This window comes from Vibrio sp. T13N (genome assembly GCF_032970445.1).
Classification (GTDB): Bacteria; Pseudomonadota; Gammaproteobacteria; order Enterobacterales; family Vibrionaceae; genus Vibrio; species Vibrio diabolicus.
Window position 1 is genome coordinate 40,536 of record NZ_JAWJYE010000014.1, and the last position, 22,106, is coordinate 62,641.

16 protein-coding genes are annotated in these 22,106 nt (G+C 47.0%); 5 read left to right on the forward strand and 11 right to left on the reverse strand.

The features are described from left to right. Window positions 1-2 precede the first annotated feature (2 nt). Both R2S67_RS19175 and mgtE read left to right on the forward strand, forming a co-directional pair. Entirely contained in the window at window positions 3-278 is a 276-nt protein-coding gene (locus tag R2S67_RS19175; RefSeq protein WP_005396244.1) for an HPr family phosphocarrier protein, read from the forward strand. Between the two features lie 148 nt (window positions 279-426). Then, window positions 427-1,785: a magnesium transporter gene (gene mgtE / locus R2S67_RS19180; RefSeq protein WP_005396251.1), complete on the forward strand. Its 1,359-nt coding sequence runs from the start codon at window positions 427-429 to the stop codon at window positions 1,783-1,785. A 61-nt stretch (window positions 1,786-1,846) separates the two neighbouring features. Here the strand turns inward: mgtE and pmbA are convergent, their stop codons facing one another. After that, window positions 1,847-3,190 carry a metalloprotease PmbA gene (pmbA, locus tag R2S67_RS19185; protein WP_005396252.1) on the reverse strand — a complete coding sequence of 448 codons (1,344 nt, stop codon included), beginning with the start codon at window positions 3,188-3,190 and terminating at the stop codon, window positions 1,847-1,849. 110 nt (window positions 3,191-3,300) lie between these two features. On the opposite strand from pmbA, the gene yjgA reads away from it, so the two are divergent. Further along, window positions 3,301-3,828 (forward strand): ribosome biogenesis factor YjgA, encoded by a 528-nt coding sequence (gene yjgA / locus R2S67_RS19190; RefSeq protein ID WP_005396253.1) that lies wholly within the window; start codon window positions 3,301-3,303, stop codon window positions 3,826-3,828. 87 nt (window positions 3,829-3,915) lie between these two features. Here yjgA and R2S67_RS19195 read toward each other — a convergent pair whose 3' ends face one another. Together R2S67_RS19195 and R2S67_RS19200 are read right to left on the reverse strand one after the other, a co-directional pair. Then, window positions 3,916-4,878, reverse strand: a complete 963-nt coding sequence (locus R2S67_RS19195; RefSeq protein ID WP_317346663.1) for a D-2-hydroxyacid dehydrogenase — start codon at window positions 4,876-4,878, stop codon at window positions 3,916-3,918. Between the two features lie 103 nt (window positions 4,879-4,981). Continuing rightward, window positions 4,982-5,734: a pseudouridine synthase gene (locus R2S67_RS19200; protein ID WP_317346664.1), complete on the reverse strand. Its 753-nt coding sequence runs from the start codon at window positions 5,732-5,734 to the stop codon at window positions 4,982-4,984. Window positions 5,735-6,076: 342 nt separating this feature from the next. Here R2S67_RS19200 and R2S67_RS19205 point away from each other — a divergent pair, with 342 nt between their 5' ends. Next, window positions 6,077-7,342 carry a divalent metal cation transporter gene (locus R2S67_RS19205; RefSeq protein ID WP_317346665.1) on the forward strand — a complete coding sequence of 422 codons (1,266 nt, stop codon included), beginning with the start codon at window positions 6,077-6,079 and terminating at the stop codon, window positions 7,340-7,342. A 108-nt stretch (window positions 7,343-7,450) separates the two neighbouring features. Here R2S67_RS19205 and rapA read toward each other — a convergent pair whose 3' ends face one another. Further along, complete coding sequence (rapA, locus tag R2S67_RS19210) at window positions 7,451-10,360, reverse strand: RNA polymerase-associated protein RapA (protein ID WP_317346666.1); 2,910 nt, start codon at window positions 10,358-10,360, stop codon at window positions 7,451-7,453. 560 nt (window positions 10,361-10,920) lie between these two features. Here rapA and R2S67_RS19215 point away from each other — a divergent pair. After that, window positions 10,921-12,297 (forward strand): PhoH family protein, encoded by a 1,377-nt coding sequence (locus R2S67_RS19215; RefSeq protein WP_006742346.1) that lies wholly within the window; start codon window positions 10,921-10,923, stop codon window positions 12,295-12,297. A gap of 68 nt (window positions 12,298-12,365) precedes the next feature. Here the strand turns inward: R2S67_RS19215 and tldD are convergent, their stop codons facing one another. From tldD to mreC, 7 genes are read right to left on the reverse strand one after another with little or no spacing between them, the layout of a single operon-like run. Next, window positions 12,366-13,811, reverse strand: a complete 1,446-nt coding sequence (tldD, locus tag R2S67_RS19220) for a metalloprotease TldD (RefSeq protein WP_047009150.1) — start codon at window positions 13,809-13,811, stop codon at window positions 12,366-12,368. A gap of 11 nt (window positions 13,812-13,822) precedes the next feature. Further along, entirely contained in the window at window positions 13,823-14,644 is an 822-nt protein-coding gene (locus tag R2S67_RS19225) for a carbon-nitrogen hydrolase family protein (RefSeq protein ID WP_167426223.1), read from the reverse strand. Window positions 14,645-14,677: 33 nt separating this feature from the next. Beyond that, complete coding sequence (locus tag R2S67_RS19230; RefSeq protein ID WP_317346667.1) at window positions 14,678-18,559, reverse strand: YhdP family protein; 3,882 nt, start codon at window positions 18,557-18,559, stop codon at window positions 14,678-14,680. 12 nt (window positions 18,560-18,571) lie between these two features. Further along, on the reverse strand, window positions 18,572-20,041 hold the full coding sequence (rng, locus tag R2S67_RS19235; protein WP_005381138.1) for a ribonuclease G: 1,470 nt from the start codon (window positions 20,039-20,041) through the stop codon (window positions 18,572-18,574). An 18-nt stretch (window positions 20,042-20,059) separates the two neighbouring features. After that, the gene (locus tag R2S67_RS19240; RefSeq protein ID WP_104970986.1) at window positions 20,060-20,629 is read right to left on the reverse strand and encodes a Maf family protein; all 570 of its coding nucleotides are present in this window, start codon (window positions 20,627-20,629) and stop codon (window positions 20,060-20,062) included. 4 nt (window positions 20,630-20,633) lie between these two features. Then, on the reverse strand, window positions 20,634-21,122 hold the full coding sequence (mreD, locus tag R2S67_RS19245) for a rod shape-determining protein MreD (protein WP_012841380.1): 489 nt from the start codon (window positions 21,120-21,122) through the stop codon (window positions 20,634-20,636). After that, entirely contained in the window at window positions 21,112-22,011 is a 900-nt protein-coding gene (gene mreC / locus R2S67_RS19250; RefSeq protein ID WP_005396268.1) for a rod shape-determining protein MreC, read from the reverse strand. Before mreC ends, mreD begins: the two co-directional genes overlap by 11 nt. Between the last annotated feature and the right edge of the window lie 95 nt (window positions 22,012-22,106).

Genomic DNA, 22,106 nt, shown 5'->3' on the forward strand with positions numbered 1-22,106 from the left:
CTGTGGAGTTAAGTCGTAAAGTATTGATTCAAAATCGCCTTGGCTTACATGCTCGCGCAGCCGTCAAACTGGTCGAACTGGCCCAGAGCTTTGAAGCGGTCATCACTATCGACAATGAAGAAGACAAAACCGCCACAGCAGACAGCGTAATGGGTTTATTAATGCTTGAGTCTGCTCAAGGACAGTACGTCACAATCCACGCTGCGGGTGAGCAAGCAGAAGAAGCACTGGATGCCGTTTGCCACTTAATCGAAGATAAATTTGATGAAGGCGAGTAATTTACTCGCTTTTTTATTACCTCTCACTCTCCTTCCCCTCACTGCTCCAAGAAATAAATTTGCTTAGTATCATAAGTTGTTATTAAAAGGCGCCTAGAATTAAGTTATTATTCAACGCATTGTAAATATCAGGAATTGGGAGGAATGAATGGCAGAGCAAATTGAATTCGACCAAGCTCACCAAGCCCTCCAAGAAGTCACAGAAGCGCTAGAAAATGGCCGCTTCGTCCATGTTCGTCGTCAGTTACAGGACATGGAACCTGAGGATATCGCTCACCTTTTAGAAGCCTCTCCACGAAAAAGCCGTGAAGTTCTCTGGCAACTCACCGACCCTGAAGACTACGGTGAAATCCTCGACGAACTGAACGAAGACGTCAAAGATAGTCTCGTATCCAAAATGGCACCAGAAGCGCTTGCAGAAGCGACAGAAGGCATGGATACCGATGACGTGGCTTATGTACTGCGTAGCTTGCCAGACAACCTGTCACGCGAAGTCCTGTCGCAAATGGACTCCTCTGACCGTCTGCGTGTCGAAACCGCCCTGTCCTACCCAGAAGACACTGCAGGTGGACTGATGAACACCGACGTTATCACGATTCGTGGTGACGTAGATGTGGACGTGGTTTTACGTTATCTGCGTATGAAAGGTGAACTACCAGAAGCAACGGATGCACTTTATGTCATTGATGAAGAAAGCAAACTGATTGGTGAACTACCCATTACTCTGCTGATCACGACCCAGCCTGATGTCAAAATTATCGACATCATGGAAGATGCTGACGAAGCGATCACTGTCGATACCAGTGATTCAGATGTTGCTAGTCTGTTCGAACGTCGTAACTGGGTCTCTGCTCCTGTCGTAGACGAGAACCAGCATCTCGTTGGCCGTATCACTATCGATGACGTAGTTGACGTTATCCGTGAAGATGCCGAACACTCGATGATGAGTATGGCAGGTATGGATGATGATGAAGATACCTTCGCACCCGTTGTAAAATCAGCTCGCAAACGCAGTATCTGGCTCGGGGCTAACGTGTTGGCCGCACTCGCCGCCGCTTCTGTTTCTAACATGTTTGAAGCCACGCTAGACCAGATGGCTGCCATTGCCGTATTGATGACGATTGTTCCTTCCATGGGTGGTGTCGCTGGTAACCAAACCGTCGCACTAGTGATTCGTGGTCTTGCTCTTGGTCATATCGGTGACTCGAACAAACGAGAACTGTTGATGAAAGAAGCCTCGATCGGTTTACTCAACGGCATCATGTGGGCGCTGATTATTGGCGGCATTGTTGTCGCTTGGAAAGGTAACTGGATGCTAGGGGGAATCATTTCCGCAGCGATGCTGACCAACTTATTGGTCGCTGGGGTTGCCGGAGTAACGATTCCAATCCTCTTAAAGAAAATGAACATCGACCCAGCTTTAGCTGGTGGTATGGCGTTAACGACCGTAACGGATGTAATTGGTTTATCAGTATTCTTAGGGCTTGCCACAATACTGATTACCTAACTGCAAAAACTAAAAAGCCTGATGAACACATCAGGCTTTTTTAATTCTGAATTAGGAAAGCTTACTCACCCGCAACTTTCATCGCATCCAGTAAGATTGAACCCGTTTGAATTTGCGAGCGCGTTTCAACGTCGCTACCTACGGCAACAATCTTATTGAACATGTCCTTCAGATTACCAGCGATGGTAATTTCCGATACTGGGTATTGGATTTCACCGTTCTCAACCCAGAAGCCTGCAGCACCGCGAGAGTAATCACCTGTTACCACGTTCACGCCTTGCCCCATCACTTCTGTCACTAACAAACCAGTGCCGAGCTCTTTGAGCATTTGTTCGAAGTTTTGACCAGTCGATTTCACGTACCAGTTATGGATGCCACCAGCGTGACCTGTCGGCGCCATCTTCATTTTACGTGCGGCATAACTGGTTAACAGATAAGTTGCTAGCACACCGTCAGTAATGATCTCACGGTCTTGAGTATATACGCCTTCGCTATCGAATGGGCTTGACGCCAAACCACGCAATACATGCGGACGTTCTGAGATATTGAACCATTCAGGAAGCACTTGTTTGCCTAGATGGTCAAGTAAGAAAGAAGATTTTCGGTACAGGTTACCACCGCTGATCGCCATAACGAGATGGCCAATCAAGCCAGTTGCAACATCAGCGGCAAACATGATTGGGTATTTACCGGTCTTTAAGCGCTGCGCATCTAAGCGGTTAATCGTATTCTCTGCCGCCTTACGACCCACTGTTTCTGGTGTCCATAAGTCATCGCGATGACGTGCCACTGTGTAGCTGTAATCACGCTCCATTTCGCCATTTTGACCAACGCCAATCACACAACAGCTGGTACTGTGGCGGCTAGACGCATAGCTTGCTAATAAGCCATGGCTGTTACCATACACTTTTACACCGTAGTGGCTATCATAACTCGCGCCATCACTTTGTTTGATTGCACTGTCATAACTTAACGCTTCTTTCTCAGCGGCGATCGCCACATCGGCAGCATAATCGGGATCAGGGGCGTCTGGGTGGAAAAGATCAAGCTCAGGGATCTCTTGCACCATGTATTCTTTGGCTGCGGGCCCTGCAAATGGATCTTCAGATGTGTAATGCGCAATATCCAGCGCCGCAATAACGGTTTGCTCGATAGCAGCCTCACTTAAATCAGACGTGGAAGCACTGCCTTTACGTTGACCTCGGTAAACGGTAATGCCCAGCGCACCATCGCTGTTGAACTCGACATTTTCTACCTCGCCCATGCGAGTAGATACACTTAAACCAGTGCTTTTGGTAATTGCGACCTCGGCGGCGTCAGATTTTGCCGATGCAAGCTTTAAGGCTCTTGCGACGGCTTGCTCTAGCTCGGTACGTTGCTCAGCAACCTGCTGTTTAATATCCATTGTCTTTCACATCTTGTCTTTGATGAACAATAGGATAACAAGAATTTCGCTTTCTCCCCACGATTCTTGTTAAAATAGTCATAATATTAATCAAAACACAGGCAACTGAAATGGCACGTAAGAATCAAAAAGCGCCATGGGAACCAGAAGAAGAGATCATCTGGGTAAGCAAATCCGAGATGAAGCGAGACATGGAAGAACTGCAAAAGCTAGGTGAGGAGCTTGTCGGCCTCAAACCTGCAGTTCTAGAAAAGTTTCCATTGAGCGAAGACCTGCGAGAAGCAATTGCAGACGCACAACGCTTTAAAAACGAAGCACGTCGTCGCCAATTACAACGTATTGGTAAGTTGATGCGTTATGAAGATCCAGAGCCAATCCAAGCGGCGTTGGATAAGATTCGTAACAAGCACTCTCAATTAACGGCGGTATTCCACAAGCTTGAAGCTCTGCGTGATCGCGTGGTGGAAGAAGGCGACAAAGCCATTGATGACGTAATGGAAATGTATCCAGAAGCGGATCGTCAGCGTCTACGCCAATTGGCTCGCCAAGCAGCGAAAGAGAAAAAGGCTGGGAAACCAGCAAAAGCGTACCGCGAAATCTTCCAGATCCTAAAAGGTCTGAACGAAGAAGAGTTTTAATTAGACGGTTCGATGCCAACGAGCATTCAATTAACGAAAAAAGCAGACATGATGTCTGCTTTTTTATCTTTTACTTAAATGTCAGCGTTACACCAAGCGATTAATACGCTCTCCGCGCTCGAAAGCGTTAATGTTCTCAATCAAGATTTCCACTAAACGTTGAATCGATGAGTCGCTGCCCCATGCAACATGCGGTGTAAGTAGCAAATTGGGTAAATTCATATTGGCAATCAGCGGATTGCTTTCATCAGCTGGTTCTTGTGTAAAAACATCAAAACCAGCCGCAGCGATTTCTCCCTGTTTTAGGGCATCCACCAACGCTTCCTCATCCACCAAGCCTCCACGCCCCGTATTAATTAGAATGGCGTTGGGCTTCATTTGCTGCAATTCTGCTTTGCCAATCAAATTCTGAGTATGATCGTTGAGCGGGCAATGCAAAGTCAGCGCATCGGAGCGTTTTAACACTTCCTCAAACGGTACATAACCAGGTCGACATTCTGCCGCCCCTTTACGCTCAGAAAACAACACGGTCATTCCTAACGCTTGAGCTAGATTCGCCGTCGCTTGCCCCAGCGCCCCACTACCAACAACACCTAACGTGCTACCACCTATATCCCCGATTGGGTGCGTAAAAAAGCAGAACTGCTTATTACGCTGCCATTCGCCAGCGGCAATATCTTGATGGTAACCAAATAAATTTCGGCGTAAAGCAAACAGCATCGCAATCACGTGCTCAGGCACCGAACGCGTCGCGTAACCACGTACATTGGCAACCGCAATATCATGCTTAACACAGTAGTCCACATCGACGTTATTAAAACCAGTCGCGGCAACCGCGATCATCCGCAATTGTGGTAGTTGCTCTAATATATTTTGGTCAAGCAGGACTTTATTGCTAATCACGATATCTGCATCTGCTAACCTTTCTATTACCTGCTCTGGCGCGGTTAAGTCGTACTCACGCCAGTGGTGCTGAAAGCTAGGTCGTGGGACCTCAATGTGTTCTGGGATGGTCGCTTGGTCCAAAAATACGATGCTTGGCAAAGACATAACAACTCCTTGTTCACGGCAGAAAGACAGGATACATCAACCACAGTAACGAAATAGCCAAAAATAGCGAACTAGAAAGAACCGCTGTTGAGTGCAATTGGCATTAAGGGTGTGGCAACGTTTTATAATCAGGCAATGTACGCTCTGGCAAAAAATAGTTAAAGATCATCGCCTCGGCTTCAGGATAAAAGTCACAGGGTACAAAAATACTTCTCAACTGCTCCGTAGCTGGGTGATAAAAACTTAGCTCCGCAGCGTGCAACTCTAAACGCTCTGAAAACTGATACGCCTCTTCAGTTGCATAAAACTCATCACCAATAATCGCATGACCAATCGCCATCAAATGCACGCGTAACTGATGCGATCGACCAGTAATGGGCAGTAGTCGCACAACGGTCGTATGGGTGCCATCAGGGTGCACTTCACGCTTCACCACTTGGAATAAAGTTTGAGATGGCTTGCCGTCGTCGAAACATACTTTTTGTCGTGGACGGTTTGGCCAATCACAAATTAATGGAAGATCAATATTCCCTTCTTGCGGCTCAACATGTCCCCAAACACGTGCGTAATACACCTTGTGAGTGAGGCGATATTGGAACTGCTTTTTTAATGCTCGCTCCGAAGGTTTGTTTTTCGCCAGCAGCATCAACCCTGATGTCGACATATCCAAGCGATGCACAACTTGAATTTCTGGATGCAACTCTTTGAGGCGGCTCCACATGCTGTCGTAATGCTCTGCAAGGCGACCAGGGACAGACAGCAGCCCTGATGGCTTATTCACTGCCAGAATGTCGTCATCCTCAAAAACGATATCAACCCAAGGGTCGGTGGGAGGGGTATATTCAAGCATTGCCATGGGAGATCTCTACAAAATAAAAACGCCGCGATTATATACCCAAATAGCACCCAGATGCAGGGTTCTGAAGAAAAGTTCAAACCAATAAAACAAAGTCAATCCTTTAGCATAAAAACTAAAAATAGCACGTTGTAAATTTAGTTTGACAACAAGACGCATAACTGAATAGAGTGCTAGATGCACACAGCATGATATTCGCAAAGAATACTTAAAATAAATACATCAAAACACAGCATTTAAAAGATATTACCGTTGCGCAGTATAGGGCGAGCGCTCAGCTTGTCATGTACTGCGGTATGTATCTCTTTAGAAAGATACATAAGATAAAAAGGACAATAAGCAATGGACTCCGCCGTTATAGATAAACCCCAATCCAAACTTTCCTTATTTTTTCGTTCGCTAGGCCCCGGCATATTAATGGCATCTGCTGCGGTCGGTGGCTCTCACCTCGTCGCATCAACCAAAGCTGGTGCGATTTATGGCTGGCAATTGGCTGCACTGATTCTGCTCGTAAACCTGTTTAAATACCCTTTTTTCCGAGCGGGCGTACAGTACACCATGGGGACAGGGCTCACCTTGGTTGAGGGCTACGCGAAATTAGGTCGGCCTTATCTATGGCTATTTCTATTTCTGAGCGTGGTCTCAGCCGTAATCAATACCGCCGCTTTGTTGATGTTTAGTGCTAGCTTGCTGGGCTACTTCATTCCGTTTTCACTATCAATGGCATCACTCAGTGTCATTGTGATTGTCACCTGCCTGATCATATTATTTGCTGGCCATTACAAAGCGCTCGATACGCTATCTAAGGTGATCATGTCGGTGTTAACCATCGCGACTTTACTTGCCGTTTCTATCGCCTTTGGTAACCCTGTTGAGCAAGTGGCCAACTTCGAGCCACCGTCACCTTGGTCGATTGCGGCAATTGGCTTTATCGTCGTAACAATGGGCTGGATGCCAGCACCGATAGAGATCTCCTGCTTGACCTCTGCGTGGTTAAAACGCCAATCAAGCCAGCAAGAAGTAACGTATCGCTCTGCTCTATTTGACTTTAATGTCGGTTACATTGGCACGGCTTTTCTTGCCATTATCTTTGTATCGTTAGGTTCTTTGATGCTCTATGGCTCTGGCGTTGCGCTTGAAAGCTCAGGCGTTGGCTTCTCCCACCAATTGGTTGGCTTATATGCGGCGACGATTGGCGAATGGTCTCGTTATTTGATCGCGGTAATTGCGTTTTTCTGTATCTTTGGCAGCACGATTACCGTTATTGATGGCTACTCACGCGTTATTTCTGACTCTCAACGTCTACTGCGCTCGCAACCAGACACTAACCCTAAAGCCACGTCAGCGATCATGCTGGTGGTCGCCTTACTTGCATTAGGTATTGTGGTTTTCTGGGCTTCTGCGTTATTGCCTATGCTGAACTTTGCGATGATCCTCGCCTTTATGACCACGCCATTCTTTGCTCTGCTAAATTACACATTAGTGAGCAAAACCGAGTTACCTGAACCTTTGGCTGTTGGACCTAAATTGAAGTGGTTGTCGATTGCAGGCCTGATTTACTTGTTTGGCTTCTTGGCTGTATTTATCTGGTGGAAATGGTTGATGTAAATGAGTTAGCGATGAGTGAGTAATGCATTCTGCATAAAGAAACTAAACCGCAAATAAAGAAAAAGGTCTTCAACTGAAGACCTTTTTTAATGAACAATAAATGCTTACTTAGTTGTGGCTCACCACAATCAAACGTAGCGAATCGAGCTGCACTTGAGCTTGGTTGATGTAACCAGTGAGCTCCTTAATTTGTGCATCAATGGCTTCAATTTCTTCATCACGAATATTTGGGTTTACCGCTTTCAGTGCTTGCAAACGCTCAAGTTCTGCATTCAAGCTATGCTGCATATCTTGATGAGCTTGCTTGCGTACTTCCTCAACCTTCGCTTCGATAAGACTATCCCCCGCTTCAATTAAGCGGTGTACGTCTTTCTGTACCGACGTGACCAACTTGCTACCTAAGTGACGGTTTACAGGGCTGAGCTGGCGGTTAAAGCTTTCAAATTCCACTTGAGCAGACAAATCATTACCACGCGAGTCCATCATCAAACGGATTGGCGTTTTCGGTAAGAAGCGCGCGATGCCACTGCGTTTTGGCGCTTGCGCATCTACCGCGTAAATCAACTCAAGAAGAATAGTCCCGACTGGTAACGCTTTGTTTTTCAGTAGAGATACCGCAGACGTCCCCACCCCTTCACTCATCAGAAGATCGATACCACCCTGGATCATTGGGTGCTCCCAACTGATAAAGTGCATGTCTTCACGAGACAAAGCCGTATCACGATCAAACGTGATCGTCGCTCCTTCGTATGGCAGACCTGGGTAGCTTGGTACCATCATGTGCTCAGATGGGGTCACAATCAGTGCGTTTTCACCTTTATCGTCTTGGTTCAAACCAATCGTATCGAAAAGAGAAAGTGCGAAGGTGACCAAATTGGTATCACCGTCGGTTGATTCAATTTTCTCAACGATTTGTTGTGCTTTTTCCCCGCCATTTGAATGCATTTCTAATAGGCGATCACGGCCTTGCTCCAATTGGGATTTCAGCTCTTTATTCATTTTTGCTGACGCTTCAATGATCTCATCTAGCGTGCTGGTGTCACCAGAAGCAAGGATTTCAATCAGATCATCAGAGTACTTATCGTAAACGGCACGGCCTGTTGGGCAAGTTTCTGCAAAAGCGTTTAAACCTTCATCAAACCAGCGAGCAAGAATGGCTTGCGAGGTACCTTTCAGGTAAGGAACATGAATGTCGATGTCGCGGTTCTGGCCGATACGGTCCAAACGACCGATACGCTGCTCAAGCAAGTCAGGGTTGAACGGCAAGTCAAACATGACTAATTGGTTGGCAAACTGGAAGTTACGGCCTTCAGAGCCGATTTCACTACAGATAAGAACCTGTGCACCACCTTCTTCTTGCGCAAAGTAAGCGGCTGCTTTGTCACGCTCAAGGATCGACATACCTTCATGGAAGACGGTCGCACGAATGCCTTCACGCTCACGCAGTGCTTGCTCCAATTGCAGAGCCGTACTTGCACGAGAGGCAATCACCAGAATTTTCTCGCTGCGCTTCTCCTTTACCTTTTCAAGTAACCAATTCACGCGCGAGTCAAACTGCCACCAGCTTGCGTCATCGCCTTCAAATTCTTGGAAAATTTCTTCCGGGTAAAGGTTCTTCATCGCACGTGCTTCCGAACTCATCTTACCGCCGATCATCCCAGCAACACGCATTGACGTGGTGTATTGCGGTGGAATATCCATTGGCATCAGATGCACGTTACGCTCAGGGAAGCCTTTGATAGCCGCACGTGTGTTACGGAACAGAACACGTCCCGTACCGTGACGATCCATCAAGTTGTCGATCAACTCTTGGCGCGCTGACGCTTTCGCTTCTTCGTCCGCTTCACTTTCGATAATGCGGAAAAGTGGTTCTACGTCTTGTTCAGACAGCAACTCAGTGATCTGGTTTTTCGCTTCATCAGGCAGTTTTTCACCAGAGAAGAGTGAAGTAATCGCATCCGCTACAGGCGCGTATTGTTCTTCTTCCTCGACGAACGCTTCGTAATCGTAGAAACGGTCAGGATCCAGCAAACGCAGACGAGCAAAGTGGCTCTCACGACCAAGCTGTTCTGGCGTTGCCGTCAATAGCAGTACGCCCGGAGTGCGTTCAGCTAAACCTTCTACCACTTGGTATTCACGGCTCGGTTTATCTTGGCTCCACTCAAGGTGATGCGCTTCATCGACAACTAATAGGTCCCATTCGCCTTCCAGTGCTTGTTCAAAACGCTTGCGGCTCTTGCGTAGGAAGTCTAAAGAACACAGCACGTATTGCTGGGTATCAAATGGGTTTTCTGCATCCGCAAATGCTTCGATACAACGCTCTTCGTCAAAAATAGAGAAATGCAGGTTGAAACGACGCATCATCTCAACCAGCCATTGATGCTGCAGTGTTTCAGGCACCACAATCAAAATACGTTCTGCACGGCCAGACAGCACTTGCTGGTGGATGATCATGCCCGCTTCGATGGTTTTACCCAAACCTACCTCATCCGCCAACAAGACGCGTGGCGCGTGACGACGGCCAACTTCGTGCGCGATGTAAAGCTGATGAGGGATCAAACCTGCACGCATACCACATAGGCCACGCATTGGGCTCTTATGCTGCTCAAACTGGTTGGTTAGCGCACGGTAACGCAGAACAAAGTTGTCCATGCGATCGATTTGACCGGCGTACAACTTATCTTGAGGTTTATTAAAACGAATTTGGTTACTAAGGAAAATCTCACGCAGAACAACGGCGGTTTCTTGCGTGTCTTCACGAGTACCGAAATAGGTGTATAGGCCTTCATCTTCCAGTACTTCTTCGACTTTTAGAGACCAACCTTCTTGGCAGTCGATGACATCACCAACGTTAAAGGTGACTCGGGTAACAGGTGCATCGTTACGTGCGTAAACTCGGTTTTCCTCTGACGCTGCAAACATCAATGTCACAGTACGAGCATCCATTGCTACAACGGTACCTAAACCTAAATCGCTTTCCGTATCGCTAATCCAGCGCTGCCCCAAAGCAAATGTCATGAATTGACTACCTCGTTATTAGTTCTTGATTCGTGTTTCTTGTTGGTCTACTCATGCCCGTAGGCATGGATAATAGTTTAGATCTGATTCTGGCTTCTGCTATGCCGATAGCATTCGTCATTCCAGTATGAACTGAGTATTTTTAAGCCAGCTCAACATGATAAATCGGACGTAGCCTATACGCAGAAAAAGGTCGCTAATCTTACTTGAAGCTGTGATTTAGGTCACGCCGAAACCGCATCAAGCGGAAACTTTTTTTCCCAAACTATAAATGCAATCAAATTGTAAAATACTCATGCCAATTATTAAGTTGTAGAACGTAAATATTACGTATACTTCTAGTGAGGGGCGTTTAAAACCATTGCATATGATTTAAGCGCGTTAGTACACGATTAGGATCAACACGGGTTTGCAGTAAGTTGTCTTGCTACTCGGTTGCACACTAACCGACATCAGCCCGACAACCTCTATTGCAAGCAATCAGAGTTAGGCCGCTTCACACCTATTTGAGAACGACCTAACCACTCGCATGCAGAGCCGTATTACGGCAAGGAGACGCTATGGGCGATACCGATCGGAAACTGTTTGTACTTGATACCAACATTCTTCTTCATGAACCCTTTGCCATCTTCTCTTTCCAAGAACACGATGTCGTTATCCCCATGACCGTGTTGGAAGAACTCGACCGAATCAAAGACAGCAAACGCGATGTCGCAAGAGATGCTCGCGTGGCTATTCGCGCTTTGGAAGATTTGTTTAAAGAAGCAACGCCCGATGAAATTTCTGAAGGTATTCCTGTTTCTAAAGACAGCCCCGACCAAGGCACCATTTCCATTTTGGCGGATTTTGAACTGCAGGAAACCGTCAAAGCCTTCGCCGACAAAGCCGGTGACAACCGCATACTCAATGCGGTGCTTTATCTGCAAAACAAACGAGCACCACGTGAAGTGGTACTGATCACGAAAGACATTAACATGCGTCTGCGCGCCAAAGGCGCTGGCGTACGTTTTGTTGAAGACTACCGAACCGATCAACTGATTGACGACATTCAATACCTCACCAAAGGTTTTCAACTGCGTGAGGGGGACTTCTGGAGTGATATTGAGGAAGTAGAAAGTTATGCGCTGGGCGGAAAAACCTATCACAAGCTCAGTCGTGAACCTTTTGAACCAACCTTTATTAACCAATATGTGATTGATGAAGACAGCGACTTTGCTGGCCGCGTAGAAACCATCAATGAAGACAAATTAACGCTACTCGACCTGAGCCGCGAACGCATGATGCACCGTAAGGCTTGGGACATCACACCAAAAAATATCTACCAAGGAATGGCGTTGGATGCCTTACTTGACCCGGATATTGACCTGGTGATTTTAACCGGTGCCGCTGGTAGTGGTAAAACGCTATTAGCCATGGCAGCAGCACTGGAGCAAACCATTGAAAAAGGCATGTTCGATAAAATTATCGTGACGCGTAACACGCCAGACATCGGTGAATCCATCGGCTTCTTACCCGGCTCAGAAGAGGAGAAAATGATGCCGTGGTTAGCGGCGGTGACCGATACCTTGGAAGCGCTGCATAAACACGATCACTGCACTGAAGGCTCATTGAAGTACATCTGCGATAAAGCCAATATTCAGTTTAAATCGATCAACTTTATGCGTGGCCGTTCTATTCAAAATGCGTTTGTGCTGCTTGATGAGTGTCAAAACCTCACCGCTTCACAAATCAAAACCATCATCACCCGCTGCGGCGAAGGAACCAAGATCGTCTGCTCCGGTAACTTGGCGCAGATTGACTCCCATTACCTCACCCCTGTGACCTCTGGTTTGACCTACATGGTTGAACGCTTCAAGAACTTTGAAGGCAGCGCGAATATTCACCTTAACGGCGTGGTTCGTAGCCGCTTGGCAGAGTTTGCCGAAGAAAACCTCTAGTCGACATCGACTCACAAAAACAAAAGAGCGCTCTAAATGAGCGCTCTTTTTATAACGATTCGAATGAGTTACTCAGTGCCACCCACCGTCAGTGAGTCCAATTTCAAGGTCGGCTGACCAACACCAACTGGCACACTTTGACCAGCTTTACCACATACGCCAACGCCCTTGTCGATACTTAGGTCGTTGCCGACCATAGAGACTTGCTGCATGGCTTCGATACCTGAGCCAATCAACGTCGCACCTTTAACAGGGCGCGTAATTTTGCCATTTTCAATCAAGTACGCTTCCGATGCGGAGAACACAAACTTACCCGAAGTAATGTCGACCTGACCGCCACCAAAGTTTGGCGCATACAACCCTTTTTCCACCGTCGAGATGATTTCTTCTGGCGTATGTTCACCTGGAAGCATGTAGGTGTTGGTCATACGCGGCATCGGCAAATGTGCATACGACTCACGACGACCGTTACCTGTTGGGTTCACACCCATTAACCGCGCGTTTAGCTTGTCTTGCATGTAACCTTTCAGCACACCATTTTCGATGAGCGTGTTGTACTGGCCATTCACCCCTTCATCATCCACATTGAGTGAACCACGAAGGTCTTTTAATGTACCGTCATCAACAATGGTACACAGTGAAGACGTCACTTGTTGACCCATTTTGCCAGAGAAAACCGAAGATTCCTTACGGTTAAAGTCACCTTCTAAGCCATGACCTACCGCCTCATGTAGCAATACGCCTGGCCAACCTGAGCCCAATACCACTGGCATCATGCCTGCTGGCGCGGCTTCTGCTTCAAGGTTAACCAACGCCATGCGAATCGCTTCGTCTGCATAATGGAAAGCTTGTTTCACACCATTGCTTTCCGTTAAAAAGAAATCGTAACCAAAACGGCCACCGCCACCAGCGCTACCTCGTTCACGTCGTTCACCTTTTTGAGCGAGCACGCTAATAGACAAACGTACCAAAGGACGAATATCGCCTGCATAAGTACCGTCTGTTGCCGCAACAAGCATCTGCTCATGCACACCGCTGATGCTGATCGAGACTTCTTTAATCAATGGTTCTTTAGTGCGGATGTAAGCATCTAGAGACTTAAGTAATTCTGTTTTTTGCTGCTTTTCCCATTCAGCTAGTGGATTCACAGCCGCGTAGTACGCTTGGTTCTCCGTACGTTTAAACGCATGAACTTTGCCATTTTGCCCTTGCTGAGCAATACCGCGCGCCGCCATTGCACTCTGCTTCAGGCCTTCAGGCTGGATTTGATCAGAGTAGGCAAAGCCGGTTTTTTCGCCAGTTACGGCGCGGACACCAACACCACAATCAATGTTAAAAGAGCCATCTTTGATGATGCTGTCTTCTAGAACCAGAGACTCATGCCAGCTGGACTGAAAGTAAATGTCCGCATAATCGATCTGGCGCGTCGCAATGCTGGCAAGCGTGTCAGCAATGTCTTGTTCTGTCAGACCATTTGGGGCAAGGAGTGCCTGTTCTATTTGGTTTGTGCTCATAGTTAGCTCTTTTATTTCCGTCTCAATTCATTTTGAAAGCGACTGTGTTGAGTCAGCGGCATATTCTGCCTTACTTGTTGGCTTTGTGACAAATCTATCTCTGTCACTAACAAGCCTACTTCATCCTGAAGCTGCTTATGGATACGTCCCCAAGGGTCAACGACCATCGAGTGTCCCCATGTTTTTCGTCCACATGGATGCGTTCCAGTTTGTCCGCTTGCCAAAATCCAACATTGTGTCTCAATCGCTCTAGCTCGCAATAATACTTCCCAGTGAGCTTGCCCCGTCACAGCGGTAAACGCAGCAGGCACCACAATGATATCCGCGCCTTCTTGGCGTAATACTTTATAAAGCTCAGGGAAACGAAGATCGTAACAGATGCTCAATCCAACGCTGCCGATATCGGTTTCCGCCACGACTATTTGATTACCCGCCATAAACGTGTCCGACTCACGATAACTACCATAACCATCGGCTACGTCGACATCAAACATATGCAGTTTGTCATAGTGAGCAATGCATTTACCGTGCGGCGGCAATACAAGCGTTGTGGTCGTGACACCTTTTGCGGTTTGAATGGGCATGCTTCCGGCAATCAGTGTTAACTGGTTCTTTCTTGCGATTTCAGAGAGCCGCTGTTGAATCACGCCACTCCCAAGTGGCTCTGCATGTTGATGGTACGCTTCGCGGTTGGCAAACAGCACCGTATTTTCAGGGGTAAGGACAAGCTTGGCACCTTGCTTACTCGCCAAAGCACACTGTTTTTCAATAAAGTCCAGATTCGCAGTGATATCAGGACCCGATGTCATTTGAATAATGCCAACACGTTCCATGTGTTTCCTCCCTATTCCATTTTAGTCGGTGAGTTATTTGGCCTGTTCACGCAGCTTTTCTGGCAGTTTGTATTCACCTTTACTTCGCGAAATTTCTTTCACCGTTGGTGAATCTAGTGGGCCTTTCACTTCATAATTGACTTGAGTGAAGACCTCAACCACCGGAGAAATCACTGTTGAGATGGCTAAAACATACAACGCGGTTTGTGGCGCTACTGCAAACGCGGTCAGCATTGGTAGGCCTGATGTGATGTCTGGGGTGAACTTCACTTCCGCATCGACCATTCTGCTGTTCATATTGGCGATGCCGCGGATCTGCATTTCCCCTGCTAACGCATCCATCACGATATCGTTGGTGATAAATACGCCATCTTGGATTTTGCCCGTGCCTGTGATCGAGTTAAACGCCATGCCTTTGTCGAATACGTCGGTAAAGTCGAGCTGCATCTTACGGATGATAGAATCCAAACTGAACAAGCCTAACAAGCGTGCCGCACCACTGACTTCACTGATCACGCCTTTACCAAATTCCGTTGAGACATTCCCTTGCAAGGTTTGTGTCTTCATCGACCAAGGCGCGCCGTCCCATTCCATATTGGCATTGATCTCAAATGGTGCCTGCTGAATACCCGATGTGATACCAAAGCGCTCCATAAGATCAGTGTTGTTATCACCTTTCATTTTCATGGTTAAGTTGGAATGGCTACTCTCTTTTGTCAGATCCCACCAACCGCTCATATCAATGCGGTTTTTGCCGCTGCTAAAGGTGATATTTTTCCACTCCAAACGGTTCTCGCGACGCTGCAAATCAACATTCACCTTCCCCACTTTGTAACCTTGCAACCAAAAATCATCGATGTTCAAAGTTAAGTTTGGCATCTCAGCGTGAAACTGGCGGTCAAAATTGGTAATCAAAGGCGCGTTTTGGTCTTCACTGGCAAAGAGCGAGCTGCGCTCTTTGGTCATCTCTTCAAACCCTGGAATATACAGGTGCAAGTGCTCCAAAGAGACCGATAAGTCATACGGCTTCAGATAGTTAGCCTTACCTTTAACCTCTTGACTGTCCACATCGAGTTGCCAGCTCAAATTCTTTTTGCTTGCGGAGAAGTCCACATCATGAAACTCAATCCCACCAAGCTGCAAGTTAGGCGTTTCAACATCAATCCGTGTCGGCAATGGAATACTCGGCGTCTTCATGCTTGCCAAAACAGACGATGACGGCTTGCTTTCTGAGCCCTGAACCAGCTCTGCCCACTGGTCTAAATTAAGCTCACCGACACGCACTGATGCATCGTGTCCGACAATAGGGCTGATCCTGAAACCACCTTTGCCGACCATTAAATGAGTCGCCGTCAGAACAGGTACATCGCCAGTTATATCTATCTCGGTTTGATACTTAACATTTGGTATCTGTAGTCTTGCTGAAATACTTTCTTGGTTGCCGGATGCCTGTAGTTTTGCTTGCCCGGACTCGCCAACTTGTTTCGCTAGCGGATAGGGATATTGACTCGCTAAACGACTTAGCTGCGCCAACACATCAAGTTGATAGGTGAAGCCTACATCATTAAGTTGTAAGTCAATGTCCATTTGCCACGGCGCATGCCCAGAAACAAGCTTTAGCCAACGCTCGCCAACATAAGGTTTGAGAGGCTCAACGTCCCAATCCCCTAATGTGTTAATCGTCACATTGTAGCCCTGTTCCGCACTCTCACCACGAAAATCGAGGGAGATAGGCTGGGTAAGCAACTCTGCGGACAAACCCGATGTGGTGACCACATCATTATCGAAGTGGATACGCCCTGTGGCTTTCTCCAGCGTCATTGGCGGCGCTTCAATATCGACACGGTTTTCAGTTAAATCGGCATAACCCCAAGCACGGGACTCTTTTTCAAAATCAAACGGAATGTTGAGCTGGAACTCAGAGTAAACCGGACCACTCACTTGCAGCGCCGTCAACGCTGCCCCAACCGAGTCCACCAATGGCGTCGCCATCATGTAGTCACGAACTTCATTACCCGGCGCGCTCGCTTTGGCTTCAATCTCAATGTGTCCACCTTCCGCCAACTCAGGGATTCGCCCGGTAATACGCTTGGCATGGACACCATTTAGCGTGGCAGACTTTGAATCCAAATACATGGCATCATTTTCAAACAGTAAGTCCAGCTGCAGATCCGTGATGGTTGGCCACGCCGTATCAAAGCTAAATTTCGCGTCTTTTAAACCGACCCACGCCTGAAACATGCCATTATGAGCTTTGTAAGGAAAATCCCCTAACTCGCCATACCACAGCAGCTTAGCCGTATTAACTTTACCACCTTGAATCGCAGTCGATAGGTAATCCGTTAAGTCTTGTCCGAGTGCCAGAGTCGGCAGGTAACGCCATGTTTCACCTGCGTTATAGAGATCTGCTTCAGCATAAAACGATAAAAATGGGCTTTGTTCTTTTGGAAAATCAAGACGGAATGCTCCTAGTACTTGAAGATCTGGTGTCGCTGCCGTCACTTTATCAGACCACAAGCGCCAGCCGCTCTCATCTTGTTGCCAGATAATATCGACTTCACCTTGTTTGATATTCAGCGGAGCTTGAAATACATCACCGTACGGAAAGACATCATCAATGACGGTTACTTTCGCTTTGGCTTGATCTAAATCACCAGATACACTGCCCTGTACATGATGGAATCCTGGTAGCAGTTCCCATTGCGTCATTGCAAGTTCATCCAGTTCCGCGGAGTAGCGTAACGTGTCTAAACCACCGTTCATGGACAAGCGAACATCTTCAACTCGGCCTTTCGGTGCCAATTTGTTGATAAGGTCACTGGTCGATTCCGACTCTGGAGCCAATTTGATGAGCGGAATAAGTGCTTCGATATCGAGTTGAGAAAGGTTGAGCGTCCAACCATTCGGTTGCCAATCAAACGCTGCGTCTAATTCCGGCCAAGGGGTGTTGTCGGTTCGGATCCGAAGTGAGTGACCATTTACTTTCCAACCTTGTTTATCTGGTCGAAGGTTGAAAATACCTGACTCGATAAACAGCTCATGACGACCGTTTTCATTCCACACCAGCTCAGAAGGCAACAGTTCAACATACGCATCATTCGGTTGGCTGTGTTTCAGCGTCAGCCAAGTGTTTAAGCTGACCTTACCCGACTCAGCACCCGACTCTTCTTGCATGTAAGTGGTTAACCAAGGCGTCACTGAGACATCTTGGGCACTTACGTAAAACTCACCAGACACATCACGTAGCGAACCATGATCTTTAAAGTTAGCGCTCACTAACAATGAATTCAGACGAACATCGGCAATGTTCACGGTGCCTTCGGCTAAGTGATGCTTGCCTTGGTTGCTCCAACGGAGCTGCTCGATATCTAAACGGCGAGTCTCACCAGATACCGATTTATACCAAATCCGTGAGTCGGTAATGGTGAAGTCTTCAAACTGACGTAAAAGAAGTGAGTCGAGTTGGTCGATGAGCTTCACTTCGCTCTTATCCACACTCGACTCCTGCTCTTGACGACTAGAGGTCGGCAGAATGTCTACGGTGTGAATATCCAGAGCGAGGTTATGGATGGTGAGGTCTGCGACCACCGGTTTGAGTTGCAAAAGAGATTGAATGAGATCGAATTCAATTTGGATTTCTTCAACGGCAAAGCGTGCATCCTGAATATTCGGCAGGTTCGCTTCTAAACCGAGTAGCGCGATGGAGGGGTGATTATTGCGCCACGTCCCTGCGACGTTGGCGATAGAAAAGTCAAAACCTGTGTCCTGCTTGACCCAGGTTTTGATCTCATCTTGGAAGTGGTTAAGTTGTGGCAATGTGACGCGCAGTGTGGTTACTAATATGGCCAATAACACCAGTACAGTAACTAAACTCCACGCACAAAAACGCCCAAAACGGTTAACACCAGAATTCACAAATGTTCCAAATTACATCATTACGACGTCAAACTGTTCCTGAATGTACAGGGGCTCAGCCTGAACTCGCACTTGCTTGCCAATAAATACTTCGAGCTCAGCCAATGCATGAGACTCATCACCCAACAGCGCTTCAGCAACAAACGGCGATGCGTACACAACAAAATTATCGGCGTCGTAAGCACGGTTTACACGAGTAATCTCGCGTAATATCTCAAAGCACACGGTTTCAACCGTTTTCACGCTACCACGGCCCTCACAAGTAGGACAGCCAGAACACAAGATATGTTCAATACTTTCTCGTGTGCGCTTACGCGTCATCTCGACTAAGCCGAGCTGAGTAAAGCCGTTGATGTTGGTTTTTACTCGATCTTTAGCCAGTGCGGTTTCCAATGAGGTGAGCACTCGCTGACGGTGCTCTTCAGACGCCATATCGATAAAGTCGATAATGATGATGCCGCCGAGATTGCGCAAACGCAGCTGACGAGCAATAGCTTGCGTTGCCTCAATGTTGGTATTAAAGATGGTCTCTTCGAGATTACGACGACCAACAAATGCACCAGTGTTGATGTCGATAGTTGTCATAGCTTCAGTTTGATCAATGATCAAATAGCCACCCGACTTTAGCTCAACCTTGCGCTCTAAAGAACGCTGAATTTCATTCTCGGTGTCGTACATGTCAAAGATTGGCTTGTCACCTTCGTAAAGCTCAAGCTTGTCTGTTAACTCAGGTACATACTCAGAAGTGAATTCTTTCAGGTTTTCATATTCGAGGCGGGAGTCGACCATGATTTTATCGAGCTCTGTGCCGACAAAATCACGCAGAATGCGCTGGGCCAAACCAAGCTCACCGTAAAGCGTTGAACGCGTTTTGTATTTTGAACGACGCTCCATGACTTTTAGCCACAAGCGCTTAAGAAATGCCGCATCTTGAGAAAGCTCTTTTTCATCAGCGCCTTCCGCTGCGGTACGAATGATAAAACCACCGTGCTCATCACAGTAATGGTTCACCACTTTTTTCAGACGCTCGCGCTCTTTCTCACTCTCAATACGCTGCGAGACACCAACATGGCTGGCACCCGGCATAAAGACAAGATAACGTGAAGGTAAGGTGATATCCGTCGTTAAACGCGCGCCTTTCGTGCCGAGCGGATCTTTGACCACTTGTACAACTATGTCTTGTCCCTGTCGTACCAGCTCAGAGATATCACGGACTTGAAACTGCTGTTTTTCGTTCTCTGCCACACATTCGGTATGCGGGACAATATCTGACGCATGTAAAAACGCCGCTTTATCTAAACCGATATCGACGAAAGCCGCTTGCATACCTGGCAGTACTCGGCTGACTTTGCCTTTGTATATATTGCCCACAATGCCGCGACGCGATTCGCGCTCGATATGTATTTCTTGTAGTACTCCACCTTCAATCATGGCCACACGAGTTTCACTCGGGGTCACGTTAAGCAGCAATTCTGCACTCATGTGCACACCTCAAAACAATTATAAAAATTCTTGAATTAGCTGATCGGTTTCGAACAAAGGTAAGCCTACTACAGCGTGATAACTGCCTTCGATTCGGGTGACAAATCGCCCTCCGAGTCCCTGAATACCATAACTTCCAGCTTTATCGCATGGCTCTCCTGACTGCCAATATTGTTCGATTTCTTCGTGAGTCAGTTGCTTGAACCACACGTCAGTGGTGACGACCACTGAATGTTGTTGTTCCGATGATACGACGCTCACCGCAGTCATCACTTGATGACGACGACCGGATAAGTCAGTAAGCATACGCTTTGAATCTTCAAAACTTTTTGGTTTTTCTAGCACACGGTCATCACATACTACGACCGTATCAGAGCCCAATACAACGGAATCAGGCTTAGCTAATGCTAAGCCTGCCTGAGCTTTTTCCAAAGAAAGACGCAACACGTAATCTCGTGCTTGCTCATGAGCCTGTTTGGCTTCCTCAATATCAGGCAATACTATCTCAAAATCATAACCCAGTTGAGCAAGCAGCTCTTTTCTTCTCGGAGAACCCGAAGCAAGAACGAGAGATAAGCTTTTCTTCACCGCTTTACCTTACGTGCCATGCACGACGAACTCGTCGCATTAATAAAAACATCCATGGCCAAAGTATACAGTTTATTGCTGCCGTCCACAGAGATAATGGATTAAATACTACGTCCTGGTTCAAATATTCCCCACAGAATATCAAAACTTCCAATAACGCAGTAAAAAAGGCAATTAAAATCGACTGTTGCCACAATGCCATGTTACGAATCAACAGGAAATTCAACGCCACCAGATAGATGACAATCGACATCATCATGCCGCGAATTCCAAGCGTTGAGCCGATCAAGATATCCCATAATAAGCCCAGCACTAGCGCGGTTCCAACGTTCACTCGGTGCGGCAGTGCCAACACCCAATAACACGTGACAAGGAACAACCATGATGGACGTAAAACATCCAACACACCTGGCCACGGAATGGTTTGCAATACCAGCGCAACGAAGAAACTGACACCAATCACCATTCGGCTGCTCACTACATTATTGGCCATCAGTTACCTCTTGTTCTTCTTGCTCTAGCCCTTCATCCACATTGGATCGCAGCACTTTGTGTTGACGATCTTCATTCGGCCAAATCAGCAGTAGGTAACGTAAGCGATCAAACTCTACAACTGGCTCAGCCTTGATTGACGCAAACTCTTGGCGCGTATCGTGATCCACATTGGTAACCGTCGCGACTGGGTACCCTTCTGGGTAAATCCCACCTAGGCCGGATGTCACCAATAGATCGCCAACCTGAATATCAGTACTGGTTGGAATGTGCTCCAGTTGGATTTCATCCATTTCACCATTGCCCGACGCGATCACTCGAATATCGTTACGGATCACCTGGACAGGAATCGCATTTTTCGCATCCGTTAGCAACAGAACACGTGCGTTGTGCGCTGCGACAAACGTGACTTGACCAACAATGCCTTTTTCGTTGATCACTGGCTGTCCGACGTACACACCGTCTATTTGTCCTTTATCAATCACCACTTGATGACGATAAGGTGAGGTATCAACCGCCATCACTTCTGTTACGACTTTCTTTTCATCCCGGACAAATGAAGAACCTAACAATTTGCGTAGACGTTGGTTTTCTTCTTTATATTGATCGAGCAAGATAAGCTCGCTTTTCAGGCGTAGCACTTCTCGCTTTAAGTTGCGATTGCCTTCAACTAATGCCTGACGAGTATTAAAACGTTCAAATACGCCATCGAACATGCTGCGAGGCAAATTGGCTGCGTATTGAATGGGCGCAACCATACTGTTCAATAAGTATCGGACGTTGGAAAACGTATCTAGACGACTATCAGCCAGCATTAAACTCGCCGACACGATGACAGCAAAAAACAGACGTAATTGCAGAGATGGACCTCTGCCAAAAATCGGTTTCATCTTGTTTTTGACCTGATTGCTTCCATGATTATTGAGCCTTACTTGGCAACCTAAAAATACTTAAATAAATACTTTTAGGTATGGAGCATGTTTGA